Source organism: Micromonospora sp. NPDC049048, assembly GCF_043197615.1.
In the GTDB taxonomy this organism is placed as follows: Bacteria; Actinomycetota; Actinomycetes; order Mycobacteriales; family Micromonosporaceae; genus Micromonospora.
In genome coordinates, this window is the sequence record NZ_JBICTM010000003.1 from 867,837 (window position 1) to 893,184 (window position 25,348).

The 25,348-nt window shown below is 73.6% G+C and carries 22 protein-coding genes, 1 tRNA gene and 1 pseudogene; 12 read left to right on the forward strand and 12 right to left on the reverse strand.

The window, feature by feature from the left end; genetic code table 11:
* The first annotated feature begins 121 nt into the window (after positions 1 to 121).
* On the forward strand, positions 122 to 823 hold the full coding sequence (locus ACGFIG_RS14445; protein WP_393002747.1) for a maleylpyruvate isomerase N-terminal domain-containing protein: 702 nt from the start codon (positions 122 to 124) through the stop codon (positions 821 to 823).
* A 68-nt stretch (positions 824 to 891) separates the two neighbouring features.
* Here the strand turns inward: ACGFIG_RS14445 and ACGFIG_RS14450 are convergent, their stop codons facing one another.
* Together ACGFIG_RS14450 and ACGFIG_RS14455 are read right to left on the reverse strand one after the other, a co-directional pair.
* Positions 892 to 1,776, reverse strand: coding sequence for a DUF1028 domain-containing protein (locus tag ACGFIG_RS14450; protein ID WP_393002749.1), 885 nt, complete (start codon positions 1,774 to 1,776; stop codon positions 892 to 894).
* A 9-nt stretch (positions 1,777 to 1,785) separates the two neighbouring features.
* Positions 1,786 to 1,956: a hypothetical protein gene (locus tag ACGFIG_RS14455; protein ID WP_393002751.1), complete on the reverse strand. Its 171-nt coding sequence runs from the start codon at positions 1,954 to 1,956 to the stop codon at positions 1,786 to 1,788.
* 113 nt (positions 1,957 to 2,069) lie between these two features.
* On the opposite strand from ACGFIG_RS14455, the gene ACGFIG_RS14460 reads away from it, so the two are divergent.
* From ACGFIG_RS14460 to ACGFIG_RS14475, 4 genes are all read left to right on the forward strand, one after another.
* The gene (locus ACGFIG_RS14460; protein ID WP_393002951.1) at positions 2,070 to 3,044 is read left to right on the forward strand and encodes an LLM class F420-dependent oxidoreductase; all 975 of its coding nucleotides are present in this window, start codon (positions 2,070 to 2,072) and stop codon (positions 3,042 to 3,044) included.
* Positions 3,041 to 3,832: an SDR family oxidoreductase gene (locus ACGFIG_RS14465; protein WP_393002753.1), complete on the forward strand. Its 792-nt coding sequence runs from the start codon at positions 3,041 to 3,043 to the stop codon at positions 3,830 to 3,832. Before ACGFIG_RS14460 ends, ACGFIG_RS14465 begins: the two co-directional genes overlap by 4 nt.
* 194 nt (positions 3,833 to 4,026) lie before the next feature.
* Complete coding sequence (locus tag ACGFIG_RS14470) at positions 4,027 to 4,728, forward strand: response regulator (RefSeq protein WP_393002755.1); 702 nt, start codon at positions 4,027 to 4,029, stop codon at positions 4,726 to 4,728.
* An 865-nt stretch (positions 4,729 to 5,593) separates the two neighbouring features.
* On the forward strand, positions 5,594 to 6,124 hold the full coding sequence (locus ACGFIG_RS14475; protein ID WP_393002757.1) for a pyridoxamine 5'-phosphate oxidase family protein: 531 nt from the start codon (positions 5,594 to 5,596) through the stop codon (positions 6,122 to 6,124).
* Positions 6,125 to 6,401: 277 nt separating this feature from the next.
* Here the strand turns inward: ACGFIG_RS14475 and ACGFIG_RS14480 are convergent, their stop codons facing one another.
* Positions 6,402 to 6,971 (reverse strand): hypothetical protein, encoded by a 570-nt coding sequence (locus tag ACGFIG_RS14480; RefSeq protein ID WP_393002759.1) that lies wholly within the window; start codon positions 6,969 to 6,971, stop codon positions 6,402 to 6,404.
* Between the two features lie 492 nt (positions 6,972 to 7,463).
* On the opposite strand from ACGFIG_RS14480, the gene ACGFIG_RS14485 reads away from it, so the two are divergent.
* Positions 7,464 to 8,159, forward strand: a complete 696-nt coding sequence (locus ACGFIG_RS14485) for a DUF2306 domain-containing protein (RefSeq protein ID WP_393002761.1) — start codon at positions 7,464 to 7,466, stop codon at positions 8,157 to 8,159.
* A 48-nt stretch (positions 8,160 to 8,207) separates the two neighbouring features.
* Here the strand turns inward: ACGFIG_RS14485 and ACGFIG_RS14490 are convergent, their stop codons facing one another.
* Positions 8,208 to 8,591: a VOC family protein gene (locus ACGFIG_RS14490; protein WP_393002763.1), complete on the reverse strand. Its 384-nt coding sequence runs from the start codon at positions 8,589 to 8,591 to the stop codon at positions 8,208 to 8,210.
* A 252-nt stretch (positions 8,592 to 8,843) separates the two neighbouring features.
* Entirely contained in the window at positions 8,844 to 10,136 is a 1,293-nt protein-coding gene (locus ACGFIG_RS14495) for a sensor histidine kinase (protein WP_393002765.1), read from the reverse strand.
* Between the two features lie 198 nt (positions 10,137 to 10,334).
* Between ACGFIG_RS14495 and ACGFIG_RS14500 the strand changes: the two genes are divergently transcribed.
* Positions 10,335 to 10,742 carry a hypothetical protein gene (locus tag ACGFIG_RS14500; RefSeq protein WP_393002767.1) on the forward strand — a complete coding sequence of 136 codons (408 nt, stop codon included), beginning with the start codon at positions 10,335 to 10,337 and terminating at the stop codon, positions 10,740 to 10,742.
* A 96-nt stretch (positions 10,743 to 10,838) separates the two neighbouring features.
* On the opposite strand, the gene ACGFIG_RS14505 is transcribed toward ACGFIG_RS14500, so the two are convergent.
* The 6 genes from ACGFIG_RS14505 to ACGFIG_RS14530 form a co-directional block, all read right to left on the reverse strand.
* Positions 10,839 to 11,906 carry a DUF2855 family protein gene (locus ACGFIG_RS14505; RefSeq protein WP_393002769.1) on the reverse strand — a complete coding sequence of 356 codons (1,068 nt, stop codon included), beginning with the start codon at positions 11,904 to 11,906 and terminating at the stop codon, positions 10,839 to 10,841.
* 88 nt (positions 11,907 to 11,994) lie between these two features.
* Positions 11,995 to 14,253: a transglutaminaseTgpA domain-containing protein gene (locus ACGFIG_RS14510; RefSeq protein ID WP_393002953.1), complete on the reverse strand. Its 2,259-nt coding sequence runs from the start codon at positions 14,251 to 14,253 to the stop codon at positions 11,995 to 11,997.
* Between the two features lie 53 nt (positions 14,254 to 14,306).
* Positions 14,307 to 15,461, reverse strand: coding sequence for a DUF58 domain-containing protein (locus ACGFIG_RS14515; protein WP_393002771.1), 1,155 nt, complete (start codon positions 15,459 to 15,461; stop codon positions 14,307 to 14,309).
* A gap of 12 nt (positions 15,462 to 15,473) precedes the next feature.
* Entirely contained in the window at positions 15,474 to 16,469 is a 996-nt protein-coding gene (locus ACGFIG_RS14520) for an AAA family ATPase (protein ID WP_393002773.1), read from the reverse strand.
* Between the two features lie 27 nt (positions 16,470 to 16,496).
* Positions 16,497 to 19,124: a fibronectin type III domain-containing protein gene (locus tag ACGFIG_RS14525; RefSeq protein WP_393002775.1), complete on the reverse strand. Its 2,628-nt coding sequence runs from the start codon at positions 19,122 to 19,124 to the stop codon at positions 16,497 to 16,499.
* A gap of 156 nt (positions 19,125 to 19,280) precedes the next feature.
* Positions 19,281 to 20,057, reverse strand: a complete 777-nt coding sequence (locus ACGFIG_RS14530; protein WP_393002955.1) for a fibronectin type III domain-containing protein — start codon at positions 20,055 to 20,057, stop codon at positions 19,281 to 19,283.
* Here ACGFIG_RS14530 and ACGFIG_RS14535 point away from each other — a divergent pair.
* Complete coding sequence (locus ACGFIG_RS14535; protein ID WP_393002959.1) at positions 20,056 to 21,651, forward strand: hypothetical protein; 1,596 nt, start codon at positions 20,056 to 20,058, stop codon at positions 21,649 to 21,651. The genes ACGFIG_RS14530 and ACGFIG_RS14535 overlap by 2 nt on opposite strands.
* A gap of 572 nt (positions 21,652 to 22,223) precedes the next feature.
* Here the strand turns inward: ACGFIG_RS14535 and ACGFIG_RS14540 are convergent.
* Positions 22,224 to 22,394 (reverse strand): annotated as a pseudogene (locus ACGFIG_RS14540) (hypothetical protein); the annotation flags it as partial.
* A 221-nt stretch (positions 22,395 to 22,615) separates the two neighbouring features.
* Between ACGFIG_RS14540 and ACGFIG_RS14545 the strand changes: the two are divergent.
* From ACGFIG_RS14545 to ACGFIG_RS14560, 4 genes are all read left to right on the forward strand, one after another.
* Positions 22,616 to 22,699 (forward strand) — tRNA-Leu (locus ACGFIG_RS14545).
* Positions 22,700 to 22,816: 117 nt separating this feature from the next.
* Positions 22,817 to 23,293, forward strand: coding sequence for a hypothetical protein (locus ACGFIG_RS14550; protein ID WP_393002777.1), 477 nt, complete (start codon positions 22,817 to 22,819; stop codon positions 23,291 to 23,293).
* Positions 23,290 to 24,306 carry a site-specific integrase gene (locus ACGFIG_RS14555; RefSeq protein ID WP_046569954.1) on the forward strand — a complete coding sequence of 339 codons (1,017 nt, stop codon included), beginning with the start codon at positions 23,290 to 23,292 and terminating at the stop codon, positions 24,304 to 24,306. The genes ACGFIG_RS14550 and ACGFIG_RS14555 overlap by 4 nt, the downstream gene beginning before the upstream one ends.
* A 110-nt stretch (positions 24,307 to 24,416) precedes the next feature.
* Complete coding sequence (locus ACGFIG_RS14560) at positions 24,417 to 25,160, forward strand: hypothetical protein (RefSeq protein WP_393002779.1); 744 nt, start codon at positions 24,417 to 24,419, stop codon at positions 25,158 to 25,160.
* The last annotated feature ends 188 nt before the right edge of the window (positions 25,161 to 25,348 follow it).

Consider the following 25,348-nt stretch of genomic DNA (forward strand, 5'->3'; position numbering starts at 1 on the left):
CACACTCGGTGCCGCCCGCGCGCACGTCAGAACGCGCCAGAACCACTCCCATCCGCCCTGACCGCTCGCCATCCCGCCGTACCCGGCCCCGGATGGGGTCCCCATAGGCGCGCGCTCGCGGGTGCGCGAGGGGTCGGGCGTACGGTGGGGGACCGTGGAGGGCGTACGGTCGGCGTTCCGGGACGAGTGCGAGTGCCTCGGTGAGGTGCTGCGCGGCGTCGACGAGGCGGATCTCGACCGCCCGACCGCCTGCCGGCCGTGGACCGTACGCGAACTGCTGGCCCACGTACGCACCGGCGCGGGCCGGTTGGTCGACATGCTCGCCGCGCCGGCGCCGTCCCACGCGCGGGTGGACGCCGCCGGCTACTACGGCGCCGCGAAGTTCACCCCGCCCGTGGACGCCGCCCGCGTCGACGCCGGCCGACGGGAAGCCCGGGAACTCGACGGTGCGGCCCTGGTGACCGACTTCGACCGGGCCTGGCGCGCCGCCCTCGCTGCCGTCGACGCCGCACCGCCGGGTCGGGTGGTCCGCACCCGGCACGGCGACGCGATGGCGCTCGGCGAGTTCCTGCGTACCCGCGTCGTGGAGGTCGGCGTGCACGGCCTGGACCTGGCGGCGGCGCTCGGGCGGCGGCCGTGGCTCACGCCCACCGCGGCGCAGGTCGTCGCCGATCTGCTGACCGACGGGCGGCCGGTCCCGCCCGCGCTGGGCTGGGACCGGCTCACGCTGATCCGCAAGGCGACCGGCCGGGCCGACCTCACCGACCGGGAGCGGGCCGCCGTCGACGCCAGCGGCTTCCGCTGGCTCTCCTTCGGCGGCTGACCCCCGCCGACCGATGGACCCGGGCGGGCGGAGACGGCGAGGAAGAGCGCGCCGCCGAACCCGGCGGGTCAGGCGTCGGCGCCGAGCGGGTCCGCCGCCGGGCGGGGGGCGGGCACGTGCGGAACGGCCTTGCGCAGATGGTCCAGCACGACCGGGTCGATGCGGCCGGGCACCAGGCGCTCCTCCAGGTTCTCCAGCCCGGCCCAGGAGAAGAGGGCCTCCTCCGGCCGTGCCGGATCGACCGGGTGCCCGAGCGCGACCAGCAGCGCGCCGACCTCGGCGGCGACCGCGCCCGTCAGGTCGAGCAGGGTGGCCGGGTCGGGCCGGGTGAAGAGCAGGGTGTGCACCGCGAGCAGCCGACCCAGCTCGGTGACCGGGTCGGGATGGTCGTCGACCCGCAGGTCGACCAGGACGTCGCCGGTGCCGTCGTAGCCGCCGCCGCGCTCGACCACCAGCAGCCCGGCGCTCTGCCGGCCGCGCCGGTCGCCGCCGGCCTGGTCCCCGGCGCGCAGCGCGGCCAGCAGCCGGTCGGCGAACGGCAGCGCGGCCCCGCCCAGCCAGGCGTCGCGGACCGCGTCGATCACCTGCGGGCCGGCCAGGATGTTGCCCTGCGCGCTCCAGCCGTCCCCGGCCTGGCCCCCGGCCCAGGGATGGCAGGCGGGGCCGGTCCAGGTGGCGCCGGCGCCGGTGGCGGCGACCACGCCGAGCTGGCGGTGGTCGCGGTCCGGGTCGGCGGCGACCAGCCCGGCCACCACGTCGGCGGCGGCCACCCCGGTGCGCAGCAGCGTCAGCCCCTGCGGCCGGTAGGCGAGGTTGACGTGGGCCTGGGTGGCGAGCGCGCCGACCTCGGCCTCGGCGGCCGGGACGAGCGCACCGGCGGCCAGGAACCGGCTGGCCACGACGACGCCGTGGCGGCGGCCGTCGTCGGAGCGGGCGACGAGCGAGAAGGTCACTCCTCGAGATTAGTTCCAGCGGAACAGGAACGCGGCGACGGTCGCACCGGCGACCGCGGTGATCGCCAGGCCTACCAGGTTCGACGCGTCGACCGAGGCCCCCGCCCAGGCGCTGGAGAGCGCCTCGACCGTGGCGCCGAACGGCAGCCACGCGGTCCTCCGGGCCGACGGTCGCGCCACCGCTCCGCCGCCACGCGTACGTCCGCTGGCTTCATGAGTGTGGGATCCTCAACGGGATCTTGCTCTGCGGCCCGGCGAACGGGCACCATCGACCGATGACGAAGCGATGGGGCATGACCGTGCCGCTGGACGGCATCCCGCTCGCCGAGCACGCCGCGGTCTACGCGGCCCTCGACCGGGCCGGCTTCACCGACGTGTGGTCCTCGGAGGTCAACGGGGCGGACGCGTTCACCCCGCTGGCGCTCGCCGCCGCCTGGCAGCCCCGGCTGCGTTTGGGCACCGCGGTCACGCCGGTATTCACCCGGGGTCCGGGCCTGCTGGCGATGAGCGCGGCGGCGCTGGCCGACGCCGCCCCGGGCAGGTTCGTGCTCGGCATCGGCGCGTCCTCGCCGGTCGTCGTCGGCAACTGGAACGCCGTGCCGTTCGTCGAGCCGTTCCGCCGTACCCGCGACGTGCTGCGGTTCCTGCGGGCGGCGCTGTCCGGCGCGACGGTCGACGAGGAGTACGACACCTTCGCCGTGCGCCGCTTCACGCTGGACCGCAAGCCCGCCGTGCCGCCGCCGCTGCTGCTCGCGGCGCTGCGCCCCGGGATGCTGCGCCTGGCCGGTGCCGAGGCCGACGGCGTCATCCTCAACTGGCTCGCCGCCACCGACGTGCCCCGGGCGCTGGCAGAGGTGGGCGAGCGGCGCCCCGGCTTCGAGGTGGCCGCAAGAATTTTCGTCTGCCCGACCGAGGACGCCGCGCACGCCCGCGCGCTGGGGCGTCGGCTGATCACCAGCTACCTCACGGTCCCGGCGTACGCCGAGTTCCACCGCTGGCTGGGCCGCGAGGAGGTGCTCGGGCCGATGTGGCGGGCCTGGGCCGCCGGGGACCGGCGCGGCGCGGGCGCGGCGGTGCCCGACGAGGTGGTCGACGCGCTGGTGCTGCACGGTTCGCCGGAGCACTGCCGCGAGCAGGTCCGCCGCTACGCCGACGCCGGCGTGGACGTACCGGTGCTGGCCCTGCTGCCCACCCCCGAGGCCGCCGCCGGCGGCGCGGCGGCGCTGGGTGACCTGATCGCGCGCCTGGGCGGGGGTGGGTCGCGGTGAACCTCACCGACCGGGTCGTGGTGATCACCGGCGGGGCCGGCGGCATCGGCGCCGCACTGGCCCGCCGCTTCGTCGCCGAGGGCGCTGCGGCCGTGGTGGTGGCCGACCTCGACGCCGACGGGGCCCGCGCGGTGGCCGACGGGCTCGGCCCGGTCGCCCACGCCGTCGGGCTGGACGTCACCGACGAGGAACAGGTCCGCGCGCTGGTCGCCGACACCGAGCAGCAGTACGGGCGGATCGACCTGTTTTGCGCCAACGCGGGCGTCAGCTCGGGCGGCGGGCTGGAGGTCGACGACGCCGGCTGGGACCGCGCCTGGCGGATCAACGTGCTCTCCCACGTCTACGCGGCCCGCGCGGTGCTGCCGGCGATGCTCGCCCGGGGCGGTGGCTACCTGCTGCACACCTGTTCGGCGGCGGGCGTGCTGACCTCGGTCGGCGACGCCCCGTACGCCACGACCAAGCACGCCGCCGTGGGCTTCGCCGAGTGGCTCTCCGTCACCTACCGCGACCAGGGGGTCCGGATCAGCGCGCTCTGCCCGCAGGGCGTGGACACGCCCATGCTCGCCGACGGGCTGGCCGCCGGACACCTGGGCGCCCGCGTCGTGGCCGCCTCGGGTGCGGTGCTCACCGGAGAACAGGTCGCCGACGCGGTGGTCGCCGGTCTCGCCGAGGAGCGCTTCCTGATCCTCCCGCACCCGGAGGTCGCCGACTACGCGCGCCGCAAGGCCGAGGACCCGGACGGCTGGCAGTCCGGCCTGCGCAAACTCGTCCGTCGCCTGAGGGCTTAGCCGCTGCCGTCGGGCGGAGGTCGACCGGCGACAGCACAGGTCAGGCGGGGTCCGGTTCCCGGCGGCGCGCGTGGCCGAAATTCGTGCCGCGTGTGGGCGTAGCGTGGGCCGCGCCCGCCCGCGGCCCGGGCCGAACCCGCGGCGGTGTCGGACCCGTCCGCTGCCGGCGGCGAACCGTAAGGACCAGGAGGCTCATGTCCCGCAGCAATAGGTCGGTGGGCGTTCTCGTCGTCGACGACCAGGTGCTGATCCGCGCCGGCCTGGCCGCCCTGCTCCGGGCCGCTCCGGGGATGCGGGTGGTGGGCGAGGCCGCCGACGGCGCCGAGGCGGTGGCCGTGGCAGCCGCCACCCGGCCCCACGTGGTCCTCATGGACATCCGGATGCCTGGCCTCGGCGGGATCGCGGCCACCCGTGAGATCATCGCCGCCGCCGGGGACGATCCGCCCCGCGTCCTCGTGCTGACCACGTTCGACACCGACGAGTACGTCTACGACGCGCTGCGGGCCGGGGCCAGCGGTTTCCTGCTCAAGGACACGCCCCCGGAGCGGCTGCTGGCCGCCGTCGCCACCGTGGCGCGCGGGGACATGCTCTTCACACCCCGTGTGGTCCACCGACTCGTCGAGTCCCTTGCCGCCTCCGCCGCGCCGCGACCCGATGCGGCGCCGGCCCTCGACGTCCTCACCGGACGGGAGCGGGAGGTGCTGCGGCTGGTCGGCACGGGCCTCGACAACTCGGAGATCGCCGGGCGACTGATGATCGCGGAGGCGACCGTCAAGACCCATCTGAACCGGACGATGGCCAAGCTCGACCTGGCCAGCCGGGCGCAGGCGGTGGTCCTGGCGTACGAGTCCGGTCTGGTCCGGCCGGGCGAGAGGGCGTTCAGCGATCTGCCCTAGCTGCATGTCCTGCCCGCTTTTTAGGCGATTTGCTCCGCACGCTGCGCTTCTTCGCTCTGCAAGCGCGATCAGGGAGTCGGTTTGGTCGGCAGTCAGGGCGGTGTTCCGTCTGGTCTGGGAATACGCGCCAACCTCCCTGAAAGAACGGGAGGTCGGCGCGAATGGCGCTGTCTGGTGTGGTTGATCCGACTGGACGGGCGGAAGGCGTTACCCGGGTGAGTTGCCCGAAGCGCGTCGGGGCCGATGGAGCCCGACGTTGACCGCTCGGCGGTGGGCCCCGCTGACCTGCGGTTCACCGGCCAGCCCGCCCTCCGCGCGGAATTGCGAGTGGTTTTCGACGCGATTCTGGGCGTGGAGCGACCGGTATCGCCGGGAAAAGCCGCCCCGCGACTTCTCCTCGTGCCGCACTGTGCATGCCTACCGCGCGACCGGCGTCATGAGAGGGGCCTGGCAAAATCGGACACGGGCTGACCGGGCGGGGCCCGTCGAAGAAGGATCGCGGGCCGAGGAGCCACCCGACGAAATGAAGCGCGGGTTGGGTGGCGGCTGCGATGAGTGCCCCGCCGCCCGGCCCGCGACCATAAGCCCTCCCCGCTGGCCGTAAAGTCATGATCCACTTTGCCGAGACGGCATCCTGGCCAACCGCATAACCGGCGAAAGCGCACCAACTTGGCGAGTGATCCGCTAACCCCACAAGGCGCGAAAGGCATGAATAAAAACGCTCTCTCAGGCAAAGCCGAAATTCGCTGTCCGCCCCGACAACCTCGCCCTCAGCGGACGCGGCCACCCCGTCCGCGAATACAGTCGGATAGTTTGCACTTCCTTGCCCATATGCCCGTCGGCAAACCTGTGGCAGGATTCGATGATGAGCGCCATCGAAAACACAGTCGACGCCCTTGAGGTATTGGCGCAGGGCGATCCGAAACTGCTCCATACCGAGCTCGCGCAACGCCTGCTCCACTCGGCCATCCCAGCCCGGATGGCCTACACGTCGACCGATGGCTCGCCGAGGGTCATCCCGGTGTGGTTCCACTGGACCGGCGAGGAGATCGTGACAGCCGCCAAGATCGCCGGCCCGGGCGTGCGCCGTCCAGCGCGCCGCATCGCGGCCCTGCGGGCCAACCCGCACGTCGCCATCACCATCGACACAGAGGAGTTCCCACCGGAGATACTCCTGATCCGGGGACTGGCCACTGTCGACGAGGTCGCCGGCGTCGTCGACGAGTACGTCCTCGCCACCCAGCGGTACGTCGATGCGGAGGTGGCCAGCGCCATCCTCGGGTTCGTGGGCGGCGCGGGCACGCGGATGGCGCGGATCGCGGTGCGTCCGACCTGGGTCGGCCTCCTCGATTTCCAGACCAGGCTGCCCAGCGCCCAGGTGGCCGCCACGGAGTGAACGGTCAACGGGTCCGAGCGGCGAACGACGAGGCGGACAAGCGCGCGAGCGTGGAAGTCGGGCGCGTCGTCGGCTGATGTCGACGCGCGACCAGGTGCCGACGGGGCGGCCTCCGTCGCCGTCGGACTTCCCGTGACCGGCGTCTCCACGTACGCCAGGACCATTCGCCAGCACCCGCCGGGACGCGCATCGAAGTGCGCGGACCGGCGGGTCGTCCCTCGGCGTCCGCCTCGGCCTGGAGCGGTGCGAGCCGCGTGGCTGCCCGGCAGTGGGACCGTCAGGTGGTGACGGTGACGGCGATCACCGGCTGGGCGCGGGTCAGCGGGGTCGTGACGCAGTCGCCTTGAAGGGCGACGCCCGACACGACGGTGCCGGTCAGGCCGCCGGCGAGGGTGGCGGGGAGTGGGGCGATGCCGGTCTCGGTGAATTGTCCGGCGATCGTCTGCATGCCCGCCGTGGTCGGGACCTTCAGCACGAAAATTCCGGTGAAGACGGCTTCGGCGCAGGAGCCGACACCGTGCAAGGCGTCGCCGAAGTGGCCAGGACCGGTGACCGGTCGGCCGTTGACGGTGCCGGTGCACACGGCGGTGCCGTTCGGCCCGTGGCTGGTGACGACCTGGTGGCGTGGCTCCATGGTCAGGCCGGGGTACAGGTTGATGGTCAGGGTGATCGAGCAGGTCAGATCGGCGTCGACCGTTGTCTGTGGCGTCGCGGCGGCGGGGGTGGCGGGCGCGATGCAGAGCGCGGCTGCCGCCAGGGTGAGCAGGCGTGGCGCACGCCGCATACGCCGGCCCGGGGTGCTCATCATTAATTCCTCCTGTGAAGGTCGACGGTTCGGGTTGGGCAATTTACCACGCAGACCACTGAAAGTACGGTCGTCGTGGCGACAAACGTTTATGTTCCGATTGCCCGGCCGGTGGACGCATACCGGATTTACCCCGAAGTAGTCACTTGATCGCGGTGGTAAATCGACATCCAGGCGGTCATCCCGCCAAAAGTAAAGTCGGTTGAATGCGGCCGGGATGCGTTGAGTGGGGCGGGAATGAGCATTTTGTTGGGAAGGTCGGGGCGGGGCGGCGCTGCCAATCCAGGCGTGGCGGGCACGCCCAGCGGAACAGGACGTCACGGACCGGTGAATGGTTCTCCATGCCCGTGTCCCCCGTGCGGCCAGACCTCGCCGCGCGGGCCGAAGTGCGCAAGAAAGAAGATGCGCGCGGTGGCCGGTAGCCGCACGATCAGCCCAACATCCAGCTCGGATCATGCCAGCCGAGGCAGGGCGGGCCCTACGTCATGACGAAGCAACCTGCCGAAGAGCTGCTCGCACGGAAAGGAACGCCGGATGTCCCAGCAGATCGAAGCCGCGCAGGCCGAGGTTGACCGCGCGTCGGGAACTGAACGGCCGTGGTGGCGGCAGCCACCGATGATCGCCCTGTGGGTGCTGGTGCTGGCCACCCTGATTTACATCTGGTCGAACTACATCGCACTCGACCGCAGCTTGGCGAAGGTGCAACTGCCGGCCGCGTACCCGCTGAAGTATCCCATGGTGATCGCGCACATCTTTTTTGGCTCGGTCGCGTTGGTTGCGGGATCGTTCCAGCTATGGGGGACATTTCGGCGCAGGTATCCGACGGCGCACCGTTATCTCGGGCGGGTCTACGTCTTCGGCGGGGTGCTGCCCGGGGCGGTCTCCACTGTGGTGCTGCTGGGCTACACCGGCGGGCCGGGATTCGTGGGCCGCAGTGCGCTGGGGACGCTGTGGGTGATGACGACCGGGATCGCGTACTACATGGTCCGGCGCCGCCGGTACGCCGAGCACCGCCGTTACATGATCTACAGCTACGCGTTGACGCTCGACGCCTTCAGCGTCCGGGTGCTGGCCCTCGTCATCCCGGCGATCATGGGCTTGCAGAACCTCGACCCGACCATCTTCGTGGAGAGCGTCTCCTGGCTCGGCTGGCTGTTCAACCTGCTCGTCGCACACTGGTGGATCGAGCGCACCCGCCACCCCCAGCGCAAGGCCGTGCGGCCGGCCTAGATCTCCCGTACCCCATCGGAACTGCCCCAGGGCATCTGCCGGAGCCGGTCACCGGGAGCTGCCCTGGAGTTCCTGGACAGGACGAGACAGCAGACAGAACTCGTTGCCTTCAGGATCGGCGAGCACGACCCAGCTCACGTCGGAGGGCTGTCCCACGTCGACGCGTCGCGCGCCGAGGGCGAGCAGCCGGTCGAGCTCCTCCTCAGTGGAGACGCCGTCGGCGCGCAGATCGAGGTGCAGCCGGTTCTTGATCGCCTTGCCCTCCGGCACCGCCACCACGTCGATCATCGGCCAGGAACGGTCGGCGGCCGCGATGGTGATCACCTCGTCGTCCTCGTCGACCACCTGCCAGCCGAGAACCGCGCACCAGAAGTCGGCGATCGGTCGTGGTCGTACTGCGTCGATGGCGATGACGGCGAGGCGGCTCGGCATGCCCTCATCTTCACCCACCCCGCGGCGGCCCGGCAGCCCCGAAGGGTGGCGCGCCGTCGATCGGGCCTCAGGCGCAGGACGTGTCGGCCAGATCGGCCGGTCGGCGGGCCCAGTCCGGGATCCACACGTCATCGCATGTCTGCGGTCCTGAGGCTCGCAGGTGGTCCCGCAACGCGGTCAGCACGGGGTGCTGGTCCCCGGTGCGCATGAGCAGCATGTGCGGGTACCGTCCAGGTGAGCGCGCACGCTCCGCTAGGCGGCCCGGACCGGGGGCGACGGCCGCCGACCGGTGACGAGCGGGCCCGCTCCTGGCTCTACGCCCGCATCGGCCGCGCCGACCGCCGGCTCGTGCCTGTCAGGTAGGACGACTCCGACGGGCAGGCTGAGGGTGACGGTGAAGCCGCCGCCCGGGGCGGTGCCGGCGTAGAGGCTTCCGCCGTACAGTCGTGCCCGCTCGCGCATGCCGGCGAGACCGTGGCCGTGCGCCGGCCCGCCAGGCGCCCCGGGACCGTCGTCGGCAACCCAGATGGTCAGCCGCTCCGACTGACCGTAGTCGAGCGTCACGCTCGCCCGGGCGCCGCGCGCGTGCTTCAGGACGTTCGTCAACGACTCCTGCACCACCCGGTACGCGCACAGGTCCGCCCCCGGTGGCAGCGGGCGGGGCGAGCCCACGACCACCACCGTGACCTGCACGCCGGCGGCCCTGATCCGCTCGACGAGTTCGTCGAGCCGGCCCAGCCCCGGTGCGGGGTCGCGGCCGTCGCCCTCGCCTCGCGGGTCGGTGTCGGACACCCGGAGCAGGGCGAGCATCCGGCGCATCTCCTCCAGCGCTTCGTGGCTGCTGTCGGCGATGGTGTCCAGTGCCGCGCCCACCGTCGGCGGATCGGTGGCGAGGACGTACCGGGCCAGGCCGGCCTGCACCGAGATCACCGACATGTGGTGGGCGACCACGTCGTGCAGCTCGCGGGCGATACGTATCCGTTCCGCGACGACCGCGCTGCGGGCCCGGGCCTCCCGCTCCCGGCGCAGCTCCTCGGCCAGGGCGAGCAGTCGGTGGTTGCGGTCGGCCAGCCGTCGGGCCCCGGCCCCGAACAGCCAGGCCACCAGAGTCGCCACCAGCGCCTGCGCGAGCGCCGTCCACGGCGTGTAGACCTCGATCACCATGCCGCTGTAGAAGATCACCGTGGCCGTCGCCGCGGCCCCCGGCACAGCGTTGCGGGTGGGACGCGTCGCGGCCACGGTGTACATCGCGAGCAGCGGCCCGAACAGGTTCAGGCTGGGCACGTAGCCGAGGTTGAGGAACCACGCCACCGCGGCGCAGCAGGTCAGCAGGACGGCCATCGGGGCGCGGCGGCGTGCCGCGAGCGGGATGTTGGCCAGGCAGGTCAGGACCAGCGCGGCGCCGTCGAACTCGCGGAAGCCGGGCAGTTGGTAGTCACGCCCCATCCAGGCCGTGACCGTCACGATGGCGGTGGCGACCGCCGCGTCGACGACCGTCGCGGGCACGTCATGCAGTCGTTGCCGGAGCCGCTCACGGTGTGACACCGGTAGATCCTAAGTGGCCGATGCGACGCCCGGCGACGGTGACGGGGCCGGTGTGTCAGGTACCGCGCCGGTAGTAGGTGCGCGCTGGTCCGTACCGCGCAGGTGGCAGCGGAAAGCCAACTCGTCGGTTGACGCCCGCCACGGAACGTTGCGGAAGTATTCCGGCCAGACCGATCCCGACGGAGGTACGACATGAGGATGCGCCGGTTCGTCGCGGCCGTGACCGCAGCGGCAGCCACGACGTTCGGTGCGGTGGCTGTTGCTCCGGCACCCGCCCAGGCGGCGACCAGTTGGAGCCTGAGCGGCACCGTCGGGGACGCCTACGGCGTCTGGGCGCACGGCACCTGGTGGTGGTCCGGCGGGCGCCTGTACCTGGAGGTGAAGGTCAAGGACACCGTTGCCGACGGTCGAGCGGCCATCTTGATCCTCAACGCCGAGTACAACGACGGCGGCACGCGGAGCGAGACCGTGATGAACCGCGGCGGGTCAGGCACGACCGTCACCCGGGAGTTCAATTTCGCTGGGAACGTCACCAAGATCATGGGGTACGAGTGCGCCCTGGCCCCCGGCGAGGGCTACGTCGGCCCAGAAGCCCGAATCTGGTGACGCGAATCGTTCGACCGCCGGGGTGCGGTCTCCCGCACCCCGGCGGTTGGGGTCGGCCCTGCTGAGGCCGGTGGCCGACCTCATCCTCCGGGCCGCTCACAGCCGGACGATCTGACCCACGCGTGGCGGCGTCCGGCCGGCGAGCGTCTCCGACCAGGCGCGTCGCAGGGCCTCGGAGCCGGTGTCGACCCGGACGTCGAGCCACCCGTCCACGACGCCGGTGAACCGCTGCCAGGCTTCGGCGAAATGCCGGTCGAGCCCGTCGCGGCCCCACTCCTGGCGGCGCTTGCGGATCCGTACGGGCGCGAAGAAGACCTCCCCGGCGGCGTCGGCGTTCGGGGTCTGGGTGGTGAGGCCGACCGCGACGTCCCGCACGAGCAGGTCGCCGAGGCGTGCCCGTAGGGCGGCGCGGGTGGCGGGGGAGCCGGACAGGTCGAGATAGACGGTCGGTACGGCGTCGAGGGCGGCGATGTCGTCGTAGGTGAGGACGTCGTCGTAGCAGCCGAGGGACTGCGTGAACGCGAGGTTGCCGGGGGAGGTGAGCCCGATCAGGCGGGGGCCCCGGCCGTGCAGTTCGAAGGCGGCGGCGTACGCGGTCTTGCTGGAGGCCGACGACAGCACCAGGGCCGTCGCCCCGTAGAAGTCGTCGTCGACGACCTGGTCGGCCAGCATGAAGGAGGTGAAGAACAGCGGCCGGAAGAGGACCAGCAGGTCCTCATGGTCCGCCCGGTACGCCGGGTCGCCGGTGGTCGACCGGTACCCGTTGTACGGCGAGGGCAGGTCGGCCCGGTGCTCGCTCGCGTCGCGGAACCCGGCAGCGTCCACGCGGTCCGGACGCACCAGGAGGTGGCCCGCCGGCGGGAGGTAGCCGTAGACCCGCTGCCCGACGGTGACCCCGTCGACCGCCGACGCGACCACCTCGGCGAAGCCCCACAGCGGCGGAAGTCCCCACTGTGGTCCGAGCCCGCGGGGGCCGGGCGGGAAGAACTGCCAGTAGCGCATCGCGTCGCCGAGCACGGCGTAGGTCACGTTGTTGGCGGTGAGGCCGACGCGGTCGACCCGCAGCAGCGCCTCGCCGTCGTTCGGGGTGGGCGTCGTGCCGTCGACGAGGGTGGTCCGGCTCAGGTCGTCGCGGGCCACGGCGAAGGTCCAGGAAGCAGGCATGATGCGACGCTAAGCAGCCCCCGAGGCCGAGACAAGTGCACTGTGAGTGCAAAATCCCACTGTCCGACCGGGTTGACGGAGCGCGGACTCAGCGGGGCCAGCGCAGGGGACCGGGGCGTACCGACCAGAGGAGCCGGCGCCACCAGGGGCGGGCGGCGCGCAGCGCGGCGACGTACTCGCCGGCCGTCGCCACCGCCCGGGCCGCCTGCTCCGCGCTGGCCGTACCCGGGGCGAACGCCGTCTGGTTGAACAGCCCCGCCAACTCCTCGACGCCGGCCCCGGTGGGGAGGACGGCACGGGCATGGGCGGCGATCTCGGAGGCGGAGAGGTCCTCGCCGACCGGGCTGCCGGCCAGCCGCAGCGCGTCGGTGACCTCCCGCCAGGCGCCGGCGATGCGCTGGCCGGGGTCACCCCCCTCGAACCGGGTGCGGGTCAGCGCGCGGCGCATCAGCAGCAGCGTGAGCAGGGCGGCCACCACCAGCAGCAGGGTGCCGCCCGTCGCGCCGCCGACCAGCAGCGCCGTCGACGGTCCGGTGCCGGCCGGCCGGCCCGGCGCGGCCACCGGCTCCGGCGGCGCGGTCGGCTCGGTCGTGGGCTCCGGCACCTCCGACGGGGGCGGGTCCTCCGGCGTCGGGCGGAAGTCCTCCTCGACCGGGCGCGGCTCCTCGTCGGGGCGGGGCAGCGGGTCGAACGGCACCCAGCCGAGACCTTCGAAGAGCACCTCCGGCCAGGCGTACGCGTCGCCGGCGCGGACCGGACCGTCGGCGGCGGGACGGAAACCGACCACCACCCGGGTCGGCAGGCCGGCCAGCCGGCCCAGTACGGCGAACGCCGCCGCGAACTGCTCGGAGGTGCCCCGCTGGCCGCCGGCGTTGCGGGGTCCGAAGAGGAAGAAGTTCAGGTTCGGGTACGCGTGCCCGCTGGGCGCGTCGGCGACGAGACGGTAGTGCTCGGCGAGGAACTGCTCCACGGCGGCGGCCCGAGCGTACGGGGCGCCGTTGGACTCGGCGAGCTGGGCGGCGAGGCGGCGCAGCGGATCGGGCACCCCGTCGGCGACCCGCAGCACCCGGGCCACCTCCTCACCGGCCGGCACCTCCGCCGTGGCGAGCAGATTGGCGTCCGGTGTCTCCAGCGCCGACGTCACGCGGTAGCGCAGCCCCGGGAGCAGCCCCTCCGGCCGGATGAGCGTCCCCGTCGTCGGGTCGTACGCCACCCGCGCCCCGGTGACCTCGCGCGGGGTGGCGACGGCGGGCAGCAGCCGGCCGCTCAACCCGGCGACGGTGACCTCCTGCCGTACCGTCTCCACGGTGCTGTCGCCGGCCGGCGCCGTCACGGGCAGGATCCGCCCGGCGTTGCGGTAGGTGGCGCCGACCCGCCAGGTCACCCCGTCGTAGTCGCTGAGCACCGCCAGCCGGATCGGCACCGGGCGGGCGGTGGCGGCCGGCGCGGGAGTCGCCCCCGGCTCGGGCGCCGGCACGGGGATCGGCGGGCCCGACCGTTGCGTGCGGACGTCGAGCAGCTGCTGGTCCGGGTGCAACGCCCAGCCGGAGATGCGGATGAGCGGGTTCTCGTCCAGCGTCTCCACCTGCGGCGGCTCCACGTACCGGCGGGGATCGACCGGCCGCCCGTCGACCTGGCCGGCGAGCAGCGGACCGAGCAGCGCGACCAGCCCGACCACCACCGCGAGGCCGGCGGCCGAGGCGGCGGCGAGCCGGGCCCGCACGGCGGCGCGCACCGCCGGCGCCAGCCCGGCGGCCGGATCGGCGCCGACCGCACGGCGTGCCGGAACCGCCAGGCCGAGCAGCGCCACGGCCACGAGGGCCAGCGTCGGCCCGATCGCGGGATCGGCGTTCGGGCCGACCACGTAGAGCGCGGCGGCGTAGAGCAGCACCGGCGGCAGGTAGCCGAGCAGCACCCGGCCCGCCCGCATCGCCACCTCCGCCGCGGCGAGACCGGCCAGCCACGCGGCCACCAGCGGCACCAGCACCGTGTCGGGGGTCGGCTCCACGGGGATCATCGCCGTCAGCAGCCGGGGGATGCCGTTCGCGGCGGCGTCCGCGGTGACCTCCGCCAGGCTGCCGGGCAGTTCGGCGCGGGTCGCGGTGAGCCGCAGCGACCAGGCCGTCCAGCCGAGCATCGCGAGCACCGAGACCGGTGCGACCAGCCACGAGGGCAGCCGGCGGGCGGCCACGCTGACCAGCACCGAGCCCACCGCCGCCCCGAGCACCAGCCAACTCAGCATCGGGCCGGCGTAGACCCGGCCGAGCACCGCGCCGGCCAGGCCGATCATCGCGATCAGCGCCAGCGGCACCGGGACCGCCCGCAGCGCCCGCCCGAGCGCCCGCATCACCCCGGCCGCCCCACCGCCACCGGCTGGTTCGGGGGCGTCGCCGGCCACCGTCACCACCTGCGCACCCCGTCCCACTCGGCGGCGAACGCCGCGCCGTTCGCGGCGTCGATCACCACCAGGCCGGCCGCGCCCGACGGCGCCGGCTCCGCCGCCCCGAAGAGCCCCACGACCACCGACGGGTACGCGGCCCGCAGCGCGCCCACCGCACCCAGGTCGTCACGGCCACCCGGCCCGGTGAGGAAGACCAGCGTGTCGCCGAGCCGCTCCCGCCGCAGCCGGGCGGTGGCGGGCTGGAGGTCGCCCGCGTCGGCGAGCCCCGCCGCCGCGAGCCGGTCCAGCGGCCCGTGCGCTCCCACGTCGTCGCCGGCCGGTTCCGGGGCGACCAGCAGCAGCACCACCGGCAGCGCCTCGCGGTACGCGGCGACCAGCACCGAGGCGGCGGCCTCGCACGCCGACTCGAACGACTCGGCGACGCCGTCGAGGCGTTCCGGGTGGGCGACCGCCCGGTTGTCCAGCAGCACCACCAACCGGGGCAGGCTGGTGTCCACGTTCTCCCGCACCATCAGCTCGCCCACCCGGGCGCTCGTGCGCCAGTGCACCCGGCGCAACTCGTCGCCGACCACGTACTCGCGCAGCGAGTCGAAGGTGATCGACCCGTGTGGCACCTTGTCCACCCTGCCGTCCAGGCTGCGCCCCGCGCCGGTGGGCACCGCGTTCAGCGGGTGCACGCGCGGGTGCACCCAGACCGGCACCGTGCCGCCGTACGGGCGGGCCAGCGCCACCAGGCCCAGCGGGTCGCGCCGGGTCACCCGCAGCGGCCCCACCGGCACCACCCCCCGCCGCGTGGTCGGCACCTCGTAGCGGACCGTGGTGTCACGGCCCGGCCGCAGCCGCAGCAGCGGGACCGGGACCGTCCGGTCCCCGCACCGGTCCTCGGCCACCAGGCTGGCCGCCCGCAGCCGTCCGGCGTTGCGCACGGTCAGGGTCATGGTCGCCGGCTCGCCCCGCGCCACCCGGTCCGGGTCGGCGCTGCGGGTCACCTCCAGGCGGGGCCGCCAGGCCGCCGACAGCACGGCGTAGCCGACGGCGATGCCGGCCGCCGCCCCGAGCACCGTCAGCTCCGGGTACGCGAAGCGGAAGCCGACACCGAGCAGCACGACGGCGGCGACGAGCAGCCCGACACAGCGGGCGGTGAGCGCGGACACCGGCGTCGCCGGTCAGCCCTGGACCGGGGCCGGCCGGCCCGAGGGCAGCGGCACGGGCACCGAGGCGACCGCCTGGCGCAGCACCTCGGCGGCGGTCACCCCGCGCACCTGCGCGTCGGGGGTGAGCAGCAGCCGGTGCGCGAAGACCGGCTCGGCCAGGGTCTTCAGGTCCTCCGGCATGATCCAGCCGCGCCCGTCGATCAGCGCGTACGCGCACGCCGCCCTGGTCAGCGCGATCACGCCCCGGGGACTGACCCCGACACGTACCTGCTGATGGTTGCGGGTGGCCGCGGCCAGCCGCACCGCGTACGCGTAGAGCGGCTCGGCGATGTGCACCCGGCGGGCCATCCGGACCATCTCCCCGACGGTGGTCGTGTCGGTGACCGCCGTCAGCGCCTCGGGGGAGCGGACCGTCGCCCCGCGCAGCACCTCCACCTCGACCGACTCGTCGGGGTAGCCGACGGAGAGCTTCACCAGGAACCGGTCGAGCTGGGCCTCGGGCAGCCGGTAGGTGCCGTCCATCTCCACCGGGTTCTGGGTGGCCACCACGAGGAACGGCTGCGGCACCGGGTGCCGGACCCCGTCGACGGTGACGGTACGTTCCTCCATCACCTCCAGCAGCGCCGACTGGGTCTTCGGCGACGCCCGGTTGATCTCGTCGGCGATGACGATGTTGGCGAACACCGGCCCCGGGTGGAACTCGAAACCGCGGGTGGCCTGGTTGAAGATGGTCACCCCGGACACGTCGGAGGGCAGCAGGTCGGGGGTGAACTGGATGCGCCGCCACTGCCCCTTCACGGTGGCGGCGATGGCCCGGGCCAGAGTGGTCTTGCCGACCCCCGGCACGTCCTCCAGCAGCACGTGCCCCTGGGCGAAGAGCGCCGTGAGCGCCAGCCGGACGACCTGCGGTTTGCCGAGCACCACCGCGTTGACGTTCTCGGCCAGCTTGGCGGCGAGGGCGGCGAAGCCCTGCACCTCCGGCTGGGTGAGCGGTTCTGGGGGGTTCACGGCGGTGGTGCTCCTTGCCTGGGTGGGTCAGCAGGTGGGCAGGTCCTTGATGTCGTCGCCGCCCTCCAGGTTGAGCCAGGCCCAGGGGATGTAGTTCTTCCCCTTGTACTCGACCTGCACCCACCAGGTGCTCTGCTTCTGGTTGTTGTAGATCCAGGAGTCGACGTGCTCACCCGACTTCCTGCAGTACGCCTTGAGTCGGGTGCCGGGCTTCGCCCAGCCGACCTGCCGGTCGTTGTCCTGCCGGGGCACCGAGAAGATCTCGTTGCCGTTGCGGCCGTCGACGTCTTTGTCGCAGTACGTGCGCTGGTCGCCGTCCGGCCCGTTGCGGCAGGTCGCGATCCCGTAGAGGGCGCCGGTGGCCTGGGCGCGGGTGGCGGTGCCCTTGCCGGCGGCGTTGCTCGCCGTCACGGTGAACGTGTACTTCGTGCCCGGGGTCAGGCCCGTCATCGTGATGCTGGAGCAGTTCCCGGTCTTCGCCGGCTCGCCGCCGGTGCCCAGCGAACAGGTTGCCTTGCCGCCGCCGGCGTCCACGGTGAACGTCACCGTCGCCGAGGTGGCGGTGGCCGAGGAGCCGGTGACGGTGATCCGGGGCTCGGCCACCGTACGGGCCGTGGTGGTGGCCTCCGGGCCGGGGCCGGCCTCGTTGACCGCCCGCACCTTCACGGTGACGTTCTGGCCGTTGCCCAGCCCGTCCACGGTGGCCCGGGTGTCGGTGACCTCGCTGCCGCGCCCGCCCACGTCCACGAGGTACTTCGTCACCGGGCGGCCGTTCGCCGTCGCCGGGGACCACTGCACCGCGACGGCGCCCGGCCGGTCGGCCACCGTGCTCGCCCGCAGCTCGGCCGGGCGCTCCGGGGCCGCGTACGGCACGACGGTGTTGCTCACCGGCGAGGCCGCCGAGCCGGCGCCCCGGTCGTTGACCGCCACCACCGTGAACGCGTACTGCGTGCCGTACTCCAGCTCGCCCGCCGGCACCACCAGCTCGGTCCGGCGGGACTCGCCGGCGGGGGCGTTGGTGCCCGCCGAGGTGGCCGTCACCACGTACTTGGCGATCCTGTTGCCCTGACCGTTCGCGGCCGGCCACTTCACCAGCACCGTGCCGTCCGGACGCTCCTGCGCGGTGACGGCGGCCGGCGGGTCCGGCACCGCGGCCGTCGGCGTCACCGGATTGCTGGTACGCGCGGGACCGTCACCCTTCGCGTTGACCGCGTGTACCGAGAACCGGTACGTCTCGCCGTTGGTCAGGCCCTTGATCTCCACGGCCCGCTGGTTGGCGCCCACCTGCACGCGCTGGCCCGCGCCCTGCACCACGTACCGGACGATCTCCGCGCCGTTGGCCGGGGCCGGCCGCCAGCTCACCCGCGCCTGCGCGTTGCCGGCGGCGGCGGTGACGCCGCGCGGCGCGCCCGGCTTGCCGACCTCGGGCTTCTTCGGCGGAGGCGGCGGCGGGGGCGCCGGTGGCGGGTCGCCGCCGAGCACGTCGTTGGCGTACTTGTCGACCTCGCGAACCTGGTGCCGGTCGTCCACCACCTGCGCGGTGGCCGAGTCGGGGGCGTTGATGAACAGGTGGTTCTCCCGCACCTCCAGCTCCAGCGGCCCGGTGCCCCGACCCCGGATGGTGCCGACGAGCTGCCCGCCGGAGTCGAACGCGTAGACCGTGCCGGACGCCTCGTCGGCGCAGTAGTAGCGGCCGGCCCACGCCACGGCCGGGCTGAGCTTGTCGCCCGTGCCCGGCACGGTGAACGCCCGCACCGCGCCGCCGTCGTCGACCACGTGCACCCGCCGCTCGCCGGGGACCGTCACGGGCACGTCCGGCCCGCTGGTACGCGCCGGCAGGGCGCCCGGCGCGGTCATCGTCAGCGGCGTGGTGCGGACCTTTCCGCGCTGCACGGTGACCAGCGCCCCGGCGGTACGGTCCAGCACCGCGACGCCGTCGTCCAGGGTGGAGACGACCAGCTCGTGGCTCGCCGACGCGACGTCGTACGTCTCGACCCTCTTCGGGCTGAGGCCGGCCCCGGCGGGGGCCGCCGACACGGGCGCGGAGGGCAGCGGCGCGGCCGTGACCGCCGAGACGGTGCCCTCGCTCGGCACCGCGATCCACAGTCGTCCCTCGCCGTCGAAGGACCCACCGGTGATGCCCGGCGGGTAGCGCACCGGCTCGCCGACGGGGGTCAGCGACCGTGGGTCGAGCTGCCGGACGACGCCCTGCACGGCATCGACGACGAACGCCGCGTCCTCGTGCAGGGCGACGCTGACGCCCAGCCCCGGGGTCGTCGGGGTGGTGGCGGTGATCTGGAGGGTGGCCAGGTCCAGCGAGCTGACCTGGCCGGTGTTCAGGTCCCGCAGGACCAGCAGCCGGTCGGTCTGGGCGACCTGCACCGGGTGCCGCCGGGCGCCCGGGACCCCGACGCGGGTGTCGACCCGCGCGGTGATCCCGTTGACGCGGGCCAGCTCGCTGCGCGCCGCGCTCCACAACCAGGAACTCGCGTCGTGGCTCGCCACCGCGTTGTCCGCCGCGCCGAGACCGTGCACGGTGAGCCCCATGGCGGCCAGCAGCGCGGCCACCGTCGCGATGGTGACGAGCCCGCCGCGCATCCGGCGGGGCCGGGGACGCGGGGAGCCGGCGGTTCCGGCATCGTCGATGGTGGCCACTACCGGCTGCCTCCCGTGTCGTCCCTGGCAGGTGGCGCGCCATGTCCGGCGACCCTCCCCTGAGCCGGCTGCCATCATATGGCCCGGTCGAAGGCGGGGAAACCCGCACCGTCCCCCTGTCGACACCCAGCGTGTGCGCCACGCCGTAGTGGACGGTCAGCTCGACGGCGTGTCGTTCTCCCGTTGCGTGCAGACCTGCCCGGACGTGGCGAACGAGTTGGTCGAGTAGACCGCCAGCACGGTGAAGCAGTAGTCGACCCGCGAGTTCAGGCCGTTGACCGTGTAGCTGGTCTGGCCCGGGTCCACGGTGGCCATCACGCCCAGCGCCTGCCCGACCCGCCCGCCGGCGACCATGAACGGCACTCCGCCGCCCGCCGGGTCCGTCCAGTTGAGGGTGACCGTCGCCGACTGGTCCTTCAACGTCAGCCCGCCCGGCGGGGGACCGGCGGCGGTCGCCGAAGATCCGGGGACGGCACCCGGCGAGGCGGGCCCCGCCGGCGGCGCCGCCTCCCGGTTGAGCAGCAGCACGCCCACGCCGACGACCGCCGCGACGGCCAGGACCGCGACGACCACCGCGACGATGACCGCCGTCCGGTTCCGGCCGCCCTCCTCGGGCTCCGCCATCATCGGGTACGCCGGTGGCGGCGGGACGAGGGGCGCGGGCGGGGAGGCAGGGCGGCCGGCAGGCGTGCCGGCGCGCACCGGCTGCGCCTTCATCGGGAACGTCTCGTCGATGTCGAGGTACGCCGGCGGCAGGTCGTCGACCTTCTCCCGCTCCGGCTCGACCGGCTCCACCTCCCCCCGTTCCAGCTCGGACTCCGCCCGTTCCAGTTCCTCCTCGACGTCCGTGTGGTCGGCGTCGACGCCGGTTTCGGTCGCCGGGCCCGTCAGCGCCTGCGGCGGGGCCGTGCTGCTCCACGGCGGCGCGGACATGCTCCACGGCGGTGCGCTGACCGACGGGCCCCCGGGCGGCGCGCTCACCGGCTGCGGTGGCGCGCTGAACTGCGGCACCGGAGCAGGCGGCGCGCTGACCGGCGGCGGCATCACCGACGGCGGTGGCGGGATCGGGGGCAGCGGCGGCGAACTGACGCCGCGCGGCGGCGCGCTGAAGGGTGGACTGCTCGTCGGCTGGACGGGCGGTGCGCTGACAGGCGGCGCGGGCGGTGCGCTGACCGGTGGGCTGCTCGTCGGGTGGACGGGCGGCGCGCTGACGGGCGGCGCGGGCGGTGCGCTGACCGGTGGGCTGCTCGTCGCGTGTGCCGGGGGCGCGCTGACGGGTGGCGCTGGGGGTGCGCTGACGGGTGGGCTGCTCGTCGGGTGTGCCGGTGGTGCGCTGACCGTCGCGGCGGGTGTCGCCGGCGGCGGCGCGTCGGCTGGTGGCACCTCGGACGACCGCGCGGGGCTGACCGGCGCATCCATCCTGGCGGAAGCACCGGCGGCGCGAGCGATCTCCTCGGCGAGCAGCGGCTCGATCTGCTTGACCTGGATGGTCGGCTTGGCCCACCCGGGCGCCGGACCGGCCGGGCGCTCGGGCACCTCCGCCTCCGGACGTGCCGCCTCCGGACGTGCTGCCTCCGGACGTGCCGCCTCCGACGCGGGAACGACCGGTGCCTCGACGGAGGGCCTGGCGGGCCGCGCGGGCTCGACGGCAGTCGCCGCTGGCTCGGAGGGCGGCGTACCCACCGACGACGGTGGGGTGGCGGGCGGCTTGCTCGCCGCCGCCGACGGAGTTGCGGGCGGCGTGCTAGCCGGCGACGAGGGGGGTGCGGCCGGCCCCGCTGGCGGGGCGCTCACTGACGGCGGTGGGGCCGTGGTCGTCGTACCGGTGGCGGCCGGCGCTTCGGCTGCGGCCGCCGCGTGGCGTGGGGTGGGCGGAGCGGGCGGTGCCGCGGTCGTCGGCGACGACGGCGGGGCCTCCGGTACCGGCATGGCGGGCGGCGGAGCTGTCCTGGGGGACGGAACGACCGAGGCCACCCCGGCCGCCGCCGGCGGGGCGGGGCGGGGCGGGGGCTGCGGCGCCGGGGTGGACGGGCCCGGCTGGGCCGGACCGGGGGGAGGCGCCCAGGGGGACTGTGGCGGCGCCGGTGCGGGGCGTTGCGCGGGAACGACCGGAGGCGGCGGTACGGGCAACTGCGCCGGGGCGGCGGTGGACGCCGGCGGCACGATCGGGGGCGGCGGTATGGGCGCCACCGGGGTGTGCGGCTGCGCCGGGGCAGCCGCCGAGGTCGGCATGGCCGGAGGCGGCGGTACGGCGGCACGGGCCGGCCCCGGTGGCGCGGGCACGACTGGCGGCGGCGGGATCGTCGGTGGTGGCGGAATCCGCTGCGGCGGAGCGGCGTACGGGGTGGCCTGCCCCCGCCCGGGAGCATGGGGTACCTGCGGTGGGGCTGGCACGTGCGGCGGTGGCACCGGCGGGGCCCAGCCCTGGTGGGGCGGGGCGGGCACCACAGGCGGGGGCGGAACCTGGGCGGCCTGCGGCGGGCCCGGGTACGGCTGCGGTGGTCCGGGCGGCACCTGCGGCGCGTAGTCGACCTGCCGGGGAACATACGGAGACGCCGCAGGGTGCGGCGCGGGAGTAACGGGGGTGGCCCGCCCCACGCCGCGTACGCCCGGAACGGGTGGCGGCGGCGGGACAGATGGGTTGTGCGGGTGTGCCGGCGCCGCAGGCGGGCCACTGGCGACGTGCGGCGGGACCGGCTGCGCGGACGGCGGCTGCGGCGGGCCGACCGAGGCCGGCTCGTGCGGTCGCCAGGCGGTGGAGAGCACCGCCAGCGACATCGTCGGCTCGGAGAGCGCCGACGTGGCGGGCCGCGCGAGCGGTGGGGCAGCCTGAGGGGCGGGAGCGGCGTCGCCGAGATACTGCCGTGCCGTGCGTACCGCCGGGTGGTCGACGCCGAGCACGGCGGGCCCGAGAGTGGCGACGCGGGTGTAGTTGCGGCGCGCCTCGTGGCGGTTGCCCAACTCGTCGGCCACCGCCGCCAGTTCGAAGGAGATCGCCAGCATCAGCGGATCGGACGGCGGCCAGAGCCGCTCGCCGTCGGCGAACGCCTCCTCCAGCACCCGGCGGGCGGCACCCGGGTCGTCCGCCTCCCGGTGCAGGCGGGCCAGCAGGTGCGCGGTGCTCAGCACATCCGGGTGATCCTTGCCGTACGGCGGTCGGGCGGAGCCGACGGCGTCGGTGAGCAGTCGGCGGGCGGAACTGAGATCGCCCGCGGCGCGCAGGGCGAGGGCCCGGTGCTGCACGGCGGCCAGGGGAGAGGGATGGGACACGTGGCCATGCTGCCGCGTGAGGCCCGCCGGACGCTACCCAGGCTCGCCGCTTTGTCACGGTTCGCGCGCGGCGAGAAGCCTTTCGACCTGGGTTGCTCCACCCCACGGAAGCCGATGTGCATGATCCACCCGGGGCGTGTACAGTAACTCCCCGTGCGGCCCACCAGGGCGGCCGACGGGTGAAAGATCACCTCGGCCGACACGGTAGGCTGGACGAGCAGGTCCGGGTGGCGGAATGGCAGACGCGCTAGCTTGAGGTGCTAGTGCCCGTATAGGGCGTGGGGGTTCAAGTCCCCCCTCGGACACTCCCGCGTAGCAACCGTGCGACGTTGGACGTACAGGTGGTCAAGCATGCTTGACCACCTGATTTCACTCTCTGTTATCGCCGTTGGTGCCAGCCTCGTCGTTCGGCGAGGTGGGTCATGACAGACCGGCCAATCGATTCGGTGATCCCGGCGGTGGTTCCATCAGGCGGGCTCAAGATCCGCGGCGACTCGCGTACCGCGATGAAGCGACCACCTCTGCCGCTGGCGCGACTGGCTCCTACTCGTGACAGCAGCACGGTGTATGGGCTGGCGACTCTTGATGTGCACGGCCGCGTCGCTGATCGGGCGGTGATGATCGCTCTCGGCTGGGCTCCTGGCCTCAGGCTGGGCATCAGGGAAAGCGGCGGCCTGATCATCGTCGACCCTGACCCGCGTGGGGTGTTCCGGGTGACGAAAGAGGGCCATGTGCGGTTGCCCGCGGTGGTCCGCCAGTGGTGCGGGCTGACAGCCGGCGATCGGGTGCTGCTGGCGGCCGATCCGAAGGCCGGACGTCTCGTGCTTCATCCGCCGGCCTCGCTGGACGCGGTGGTCGCGCGGGTGCAGGACGAGGCGTTCGCGGGTGGTGAGTCGTGAGCAGCGTGGCGGGCAAGGCCGAACTGGAGGCCGCTCGGTTGTTGCTATCGCGGATGGGCATCTCTCCAGCGGATCTGGTGGCGGCGACGTCCGATCGTCCGCCGGCTCCGACGTTCGCGGAGTATGTGCCGGTGGTTGCCGCTGCGGTGAGTGCTGGGACGCGGCGGGCGTACGGGTCGTACTGGAAGCGCGTGGTGGAGCAGTGGGGCCAGCGGCGTATCGATGAGCCGACACCATCGGAGATCGAGCGGCTTGCGGAGTACGTCAAGACGCATGTGGTGGCCCGCCGCAACGCGCGGGGCGGGCGCAGCGCGGCGGAGCATCTGATCGCGGCGCTGCGATGCCTGTACCGGCGGGCGGTCGCCGACGGGCTCCTGTCCGAGGCCGAGAACCCGGCGTTGAAGGTGGCGAAGCCACGGCGGCTGCCGAGCACCCGGCGGGCATTGGCGGACACCCGGTTGGCGGAGATCAACGAGGTAGCGGCGTCCACGGGTGACGACCCGGCGTTAGACAGTCTGCTTCTGCGGTTGCACACCGAGACGGCGTGCCGCCGGGGTGGGGCCCTAGCTTTGCGGCCGGTCGACCTGGACCCGGACCAGTGCCTGATCCTGCTGCGGGAGAAGGGTGAGACGGTGCGGTGGCAGCCGGTGTCGCCCACACTCATGCGGTACCTGCAGCGGCACGCCGAGCAGCGGCACGCCACCGAGATGGGACCGTTGTTCCGGTACCGCAGCGGCCAGCCGATCACCTACCGGCGGTACGACCACCTGTGGGTGCGCATCGGTGAGCACCTGCCGTGGGTGCACGCGCAGCAGATCAGCACGCACTGGCTACGGCATACCACGTTGACCTGGGTGGAGCGCAACTTCGGCTACGCCATCGCCCGGGCCTATGCCGGTCACTCCGCCAGTGGGGGAGATGCCGGAACCACCGCCACCTACGTACGCGCAACTATCCACGAGGTTGCTGCCGCGCTGGCGGCACTTACCGGTGAGCCACATCCGCTGGCGTAGTGGGGTGTTGGGGCGGGCCCTGTCCTAGGCGGACTGGGTCCGCCCCAAACGATTGGAGTGGGCCCTCCGGTAGGCGCTCGCCGTCGTACAGCGCGGTTACGGTGACGGCTATGGGCTTTCCGCAGGTGCCGGGTCCTCGGCGGTCCGCCGAGGATGACGCTGACCAGGCCTTGTCGTTTGCCATCGGACTGGACGACGCGTCACCGGAGCGGGTCGCTGCGGTGGCCGCTGTGCTCGTCAATACTTGGCAGGCGGATTCGGGTCGGTTTGCGGCGGCGGCCGCGGTGTGCCGACGCCGGCAGGGCGAGGGGGACGAGGATGTTTGGGGGGAGACTGCGAACCTTCTGGACCGGGCCCTGCGCATAGTCCACGACGCCGGTGCCGACAACGACGATGATGCTCGGGTCCGGCTCCTCGGACAACTCTTCCCGGATCCAGGGCCCTTCCGGTGGGACACGGCGCGACGCCGCGATCCTGTGTGGTGGCTGCGCCGCCTGGCGGCACTGCGCGTCCGCGCGGTCCACCTACCAGCCGGCGCGCCTGCCGGGTTCCACCGGCTGGTCCTTCGTCGGGGCCTGCTCGTCGTCGGTCAGGTCGACTTTCAGGTGTGCCAGGGGTGTCGGCGTGGCTACCTGCGGAAGATCAGCGTTGATGGGGCCGCCAAAGGCTATGGGATCGGCACCCGCGCCGTGCTCAAGCTCTATCGGCGGTACCCGGGCCTCACCTGGTACACGACCACTCAGTACGACACCGCTGGGACGTTTTGGCAGAAGGTCGCGCGGCGAACGGATGGGGCTTTTACCGAGAACCACGACGGCGCGTGCGAGCACATGAAGATCGACCGACGGGGCTGACCCACATGTCGGCATAGCTCAGCTGTTGCGGTGACCATAAACCTTGGCCGGGTTGGCACCAAGGCAGGAGTCGTCACGCTGTCCCTCATGGGCCAACGTGACAACCGGGAGTCTGATGTCCGACGGCTCCTCGACGATTTGTGCATCAAGCTGGGCTTCTGCCTGCCACCCGAGGAGAGCCAACGGCT

Bases quoted from the DNA above. Each gene is read 5' to 3' on its own strand.
- ACGFIG_RS14490 (WP_393002763.1), bottom strand. From the start codon at position 8,591: ATGCCGAGCCGCCTCGCCGTCATCGCCATCGACGCAGTACGACCACGA.
- ACGFIG_RS14475 (WP_393002757.1), top strand. From the start codon at position 5,594: ATGAGCGCCATCGAAAACACAGTCGACGCCCTTGAGGTATTGGCGCAG.
- ACGFIG_RS14470 (WP_393002755.1), top strand. From the start codon at position 4,027: ATGTCCCGCAGCAATAGGTCGGTGGGCGTTCTCGTCGTCGACGACCAG.
- ACGFIG_RS14550 (WP_393002777.1), top strand. From the start codon at position 22,817: ATGACAGACCGGCCAATCGATTCGGTGATCCCGGCGGTGGTTCCATCA.
- ACGFIG_RS14510 (WP_393002953.1), bottom strand. From the start codon at position 14,253: ATGCGGGCGCTCGGGCGGGCGCTGCGGGCGGTCCCGGTGCCGCTGGCG.
- ACGFIG_RS14460 (WP_393002951.1), top strand. From the start codon at position 2,070: ATGACCGTGCCGCTGGACGGCATCCCGCTCGCCGAGCACGCCGCGGTC.
- ACGFIG_RS14560 (WP_393002779.1), top strand. From the start codon at position 24,417: ATGGGCTTTCCGCAGGTGCCGGGTCCTCGGCGGTCCGCCGAGGATGAC.
- ACGFIG_RS14485 (WP_393002761.1), top strand. From the start codon at position 7,464: ATGTCCCAGCAGATCGAAGCCGCGCAGGCCGAGGTTGACCGCGCGTCG.
- ACGFIG_RS14505 (WP_393002769.1), bottom strand. From the start codon at position 11,906: ATGCCTGCTTCCTGGACCTTCGCCGTGGCCCGCGACGACCTGAGCCGG.
- ACGFIG_RS14535 (WP_393002959.1), top strand. From the start codon at position 20,056: ATGCTCCACGGCGGTGCGCTGACCGACGGGCCCCCGGGCGGCGCGCTC.
- ACGFIG_RS14500 (WP_393002767.1), top strand. From the start codon at position 10,335: ATGCGCCGGTTCGTCGCGGCCGTGACCGCAGCGGCAGCCACGACGTTC.
- ACGFIG_RS14530 (WP_393002955.1), bottom strand. From the start codon at position 20,057: ATGTCCGCGCCGCCGTGGAGCAGCACGGCCCCGCCGCAGGCGCTGACG.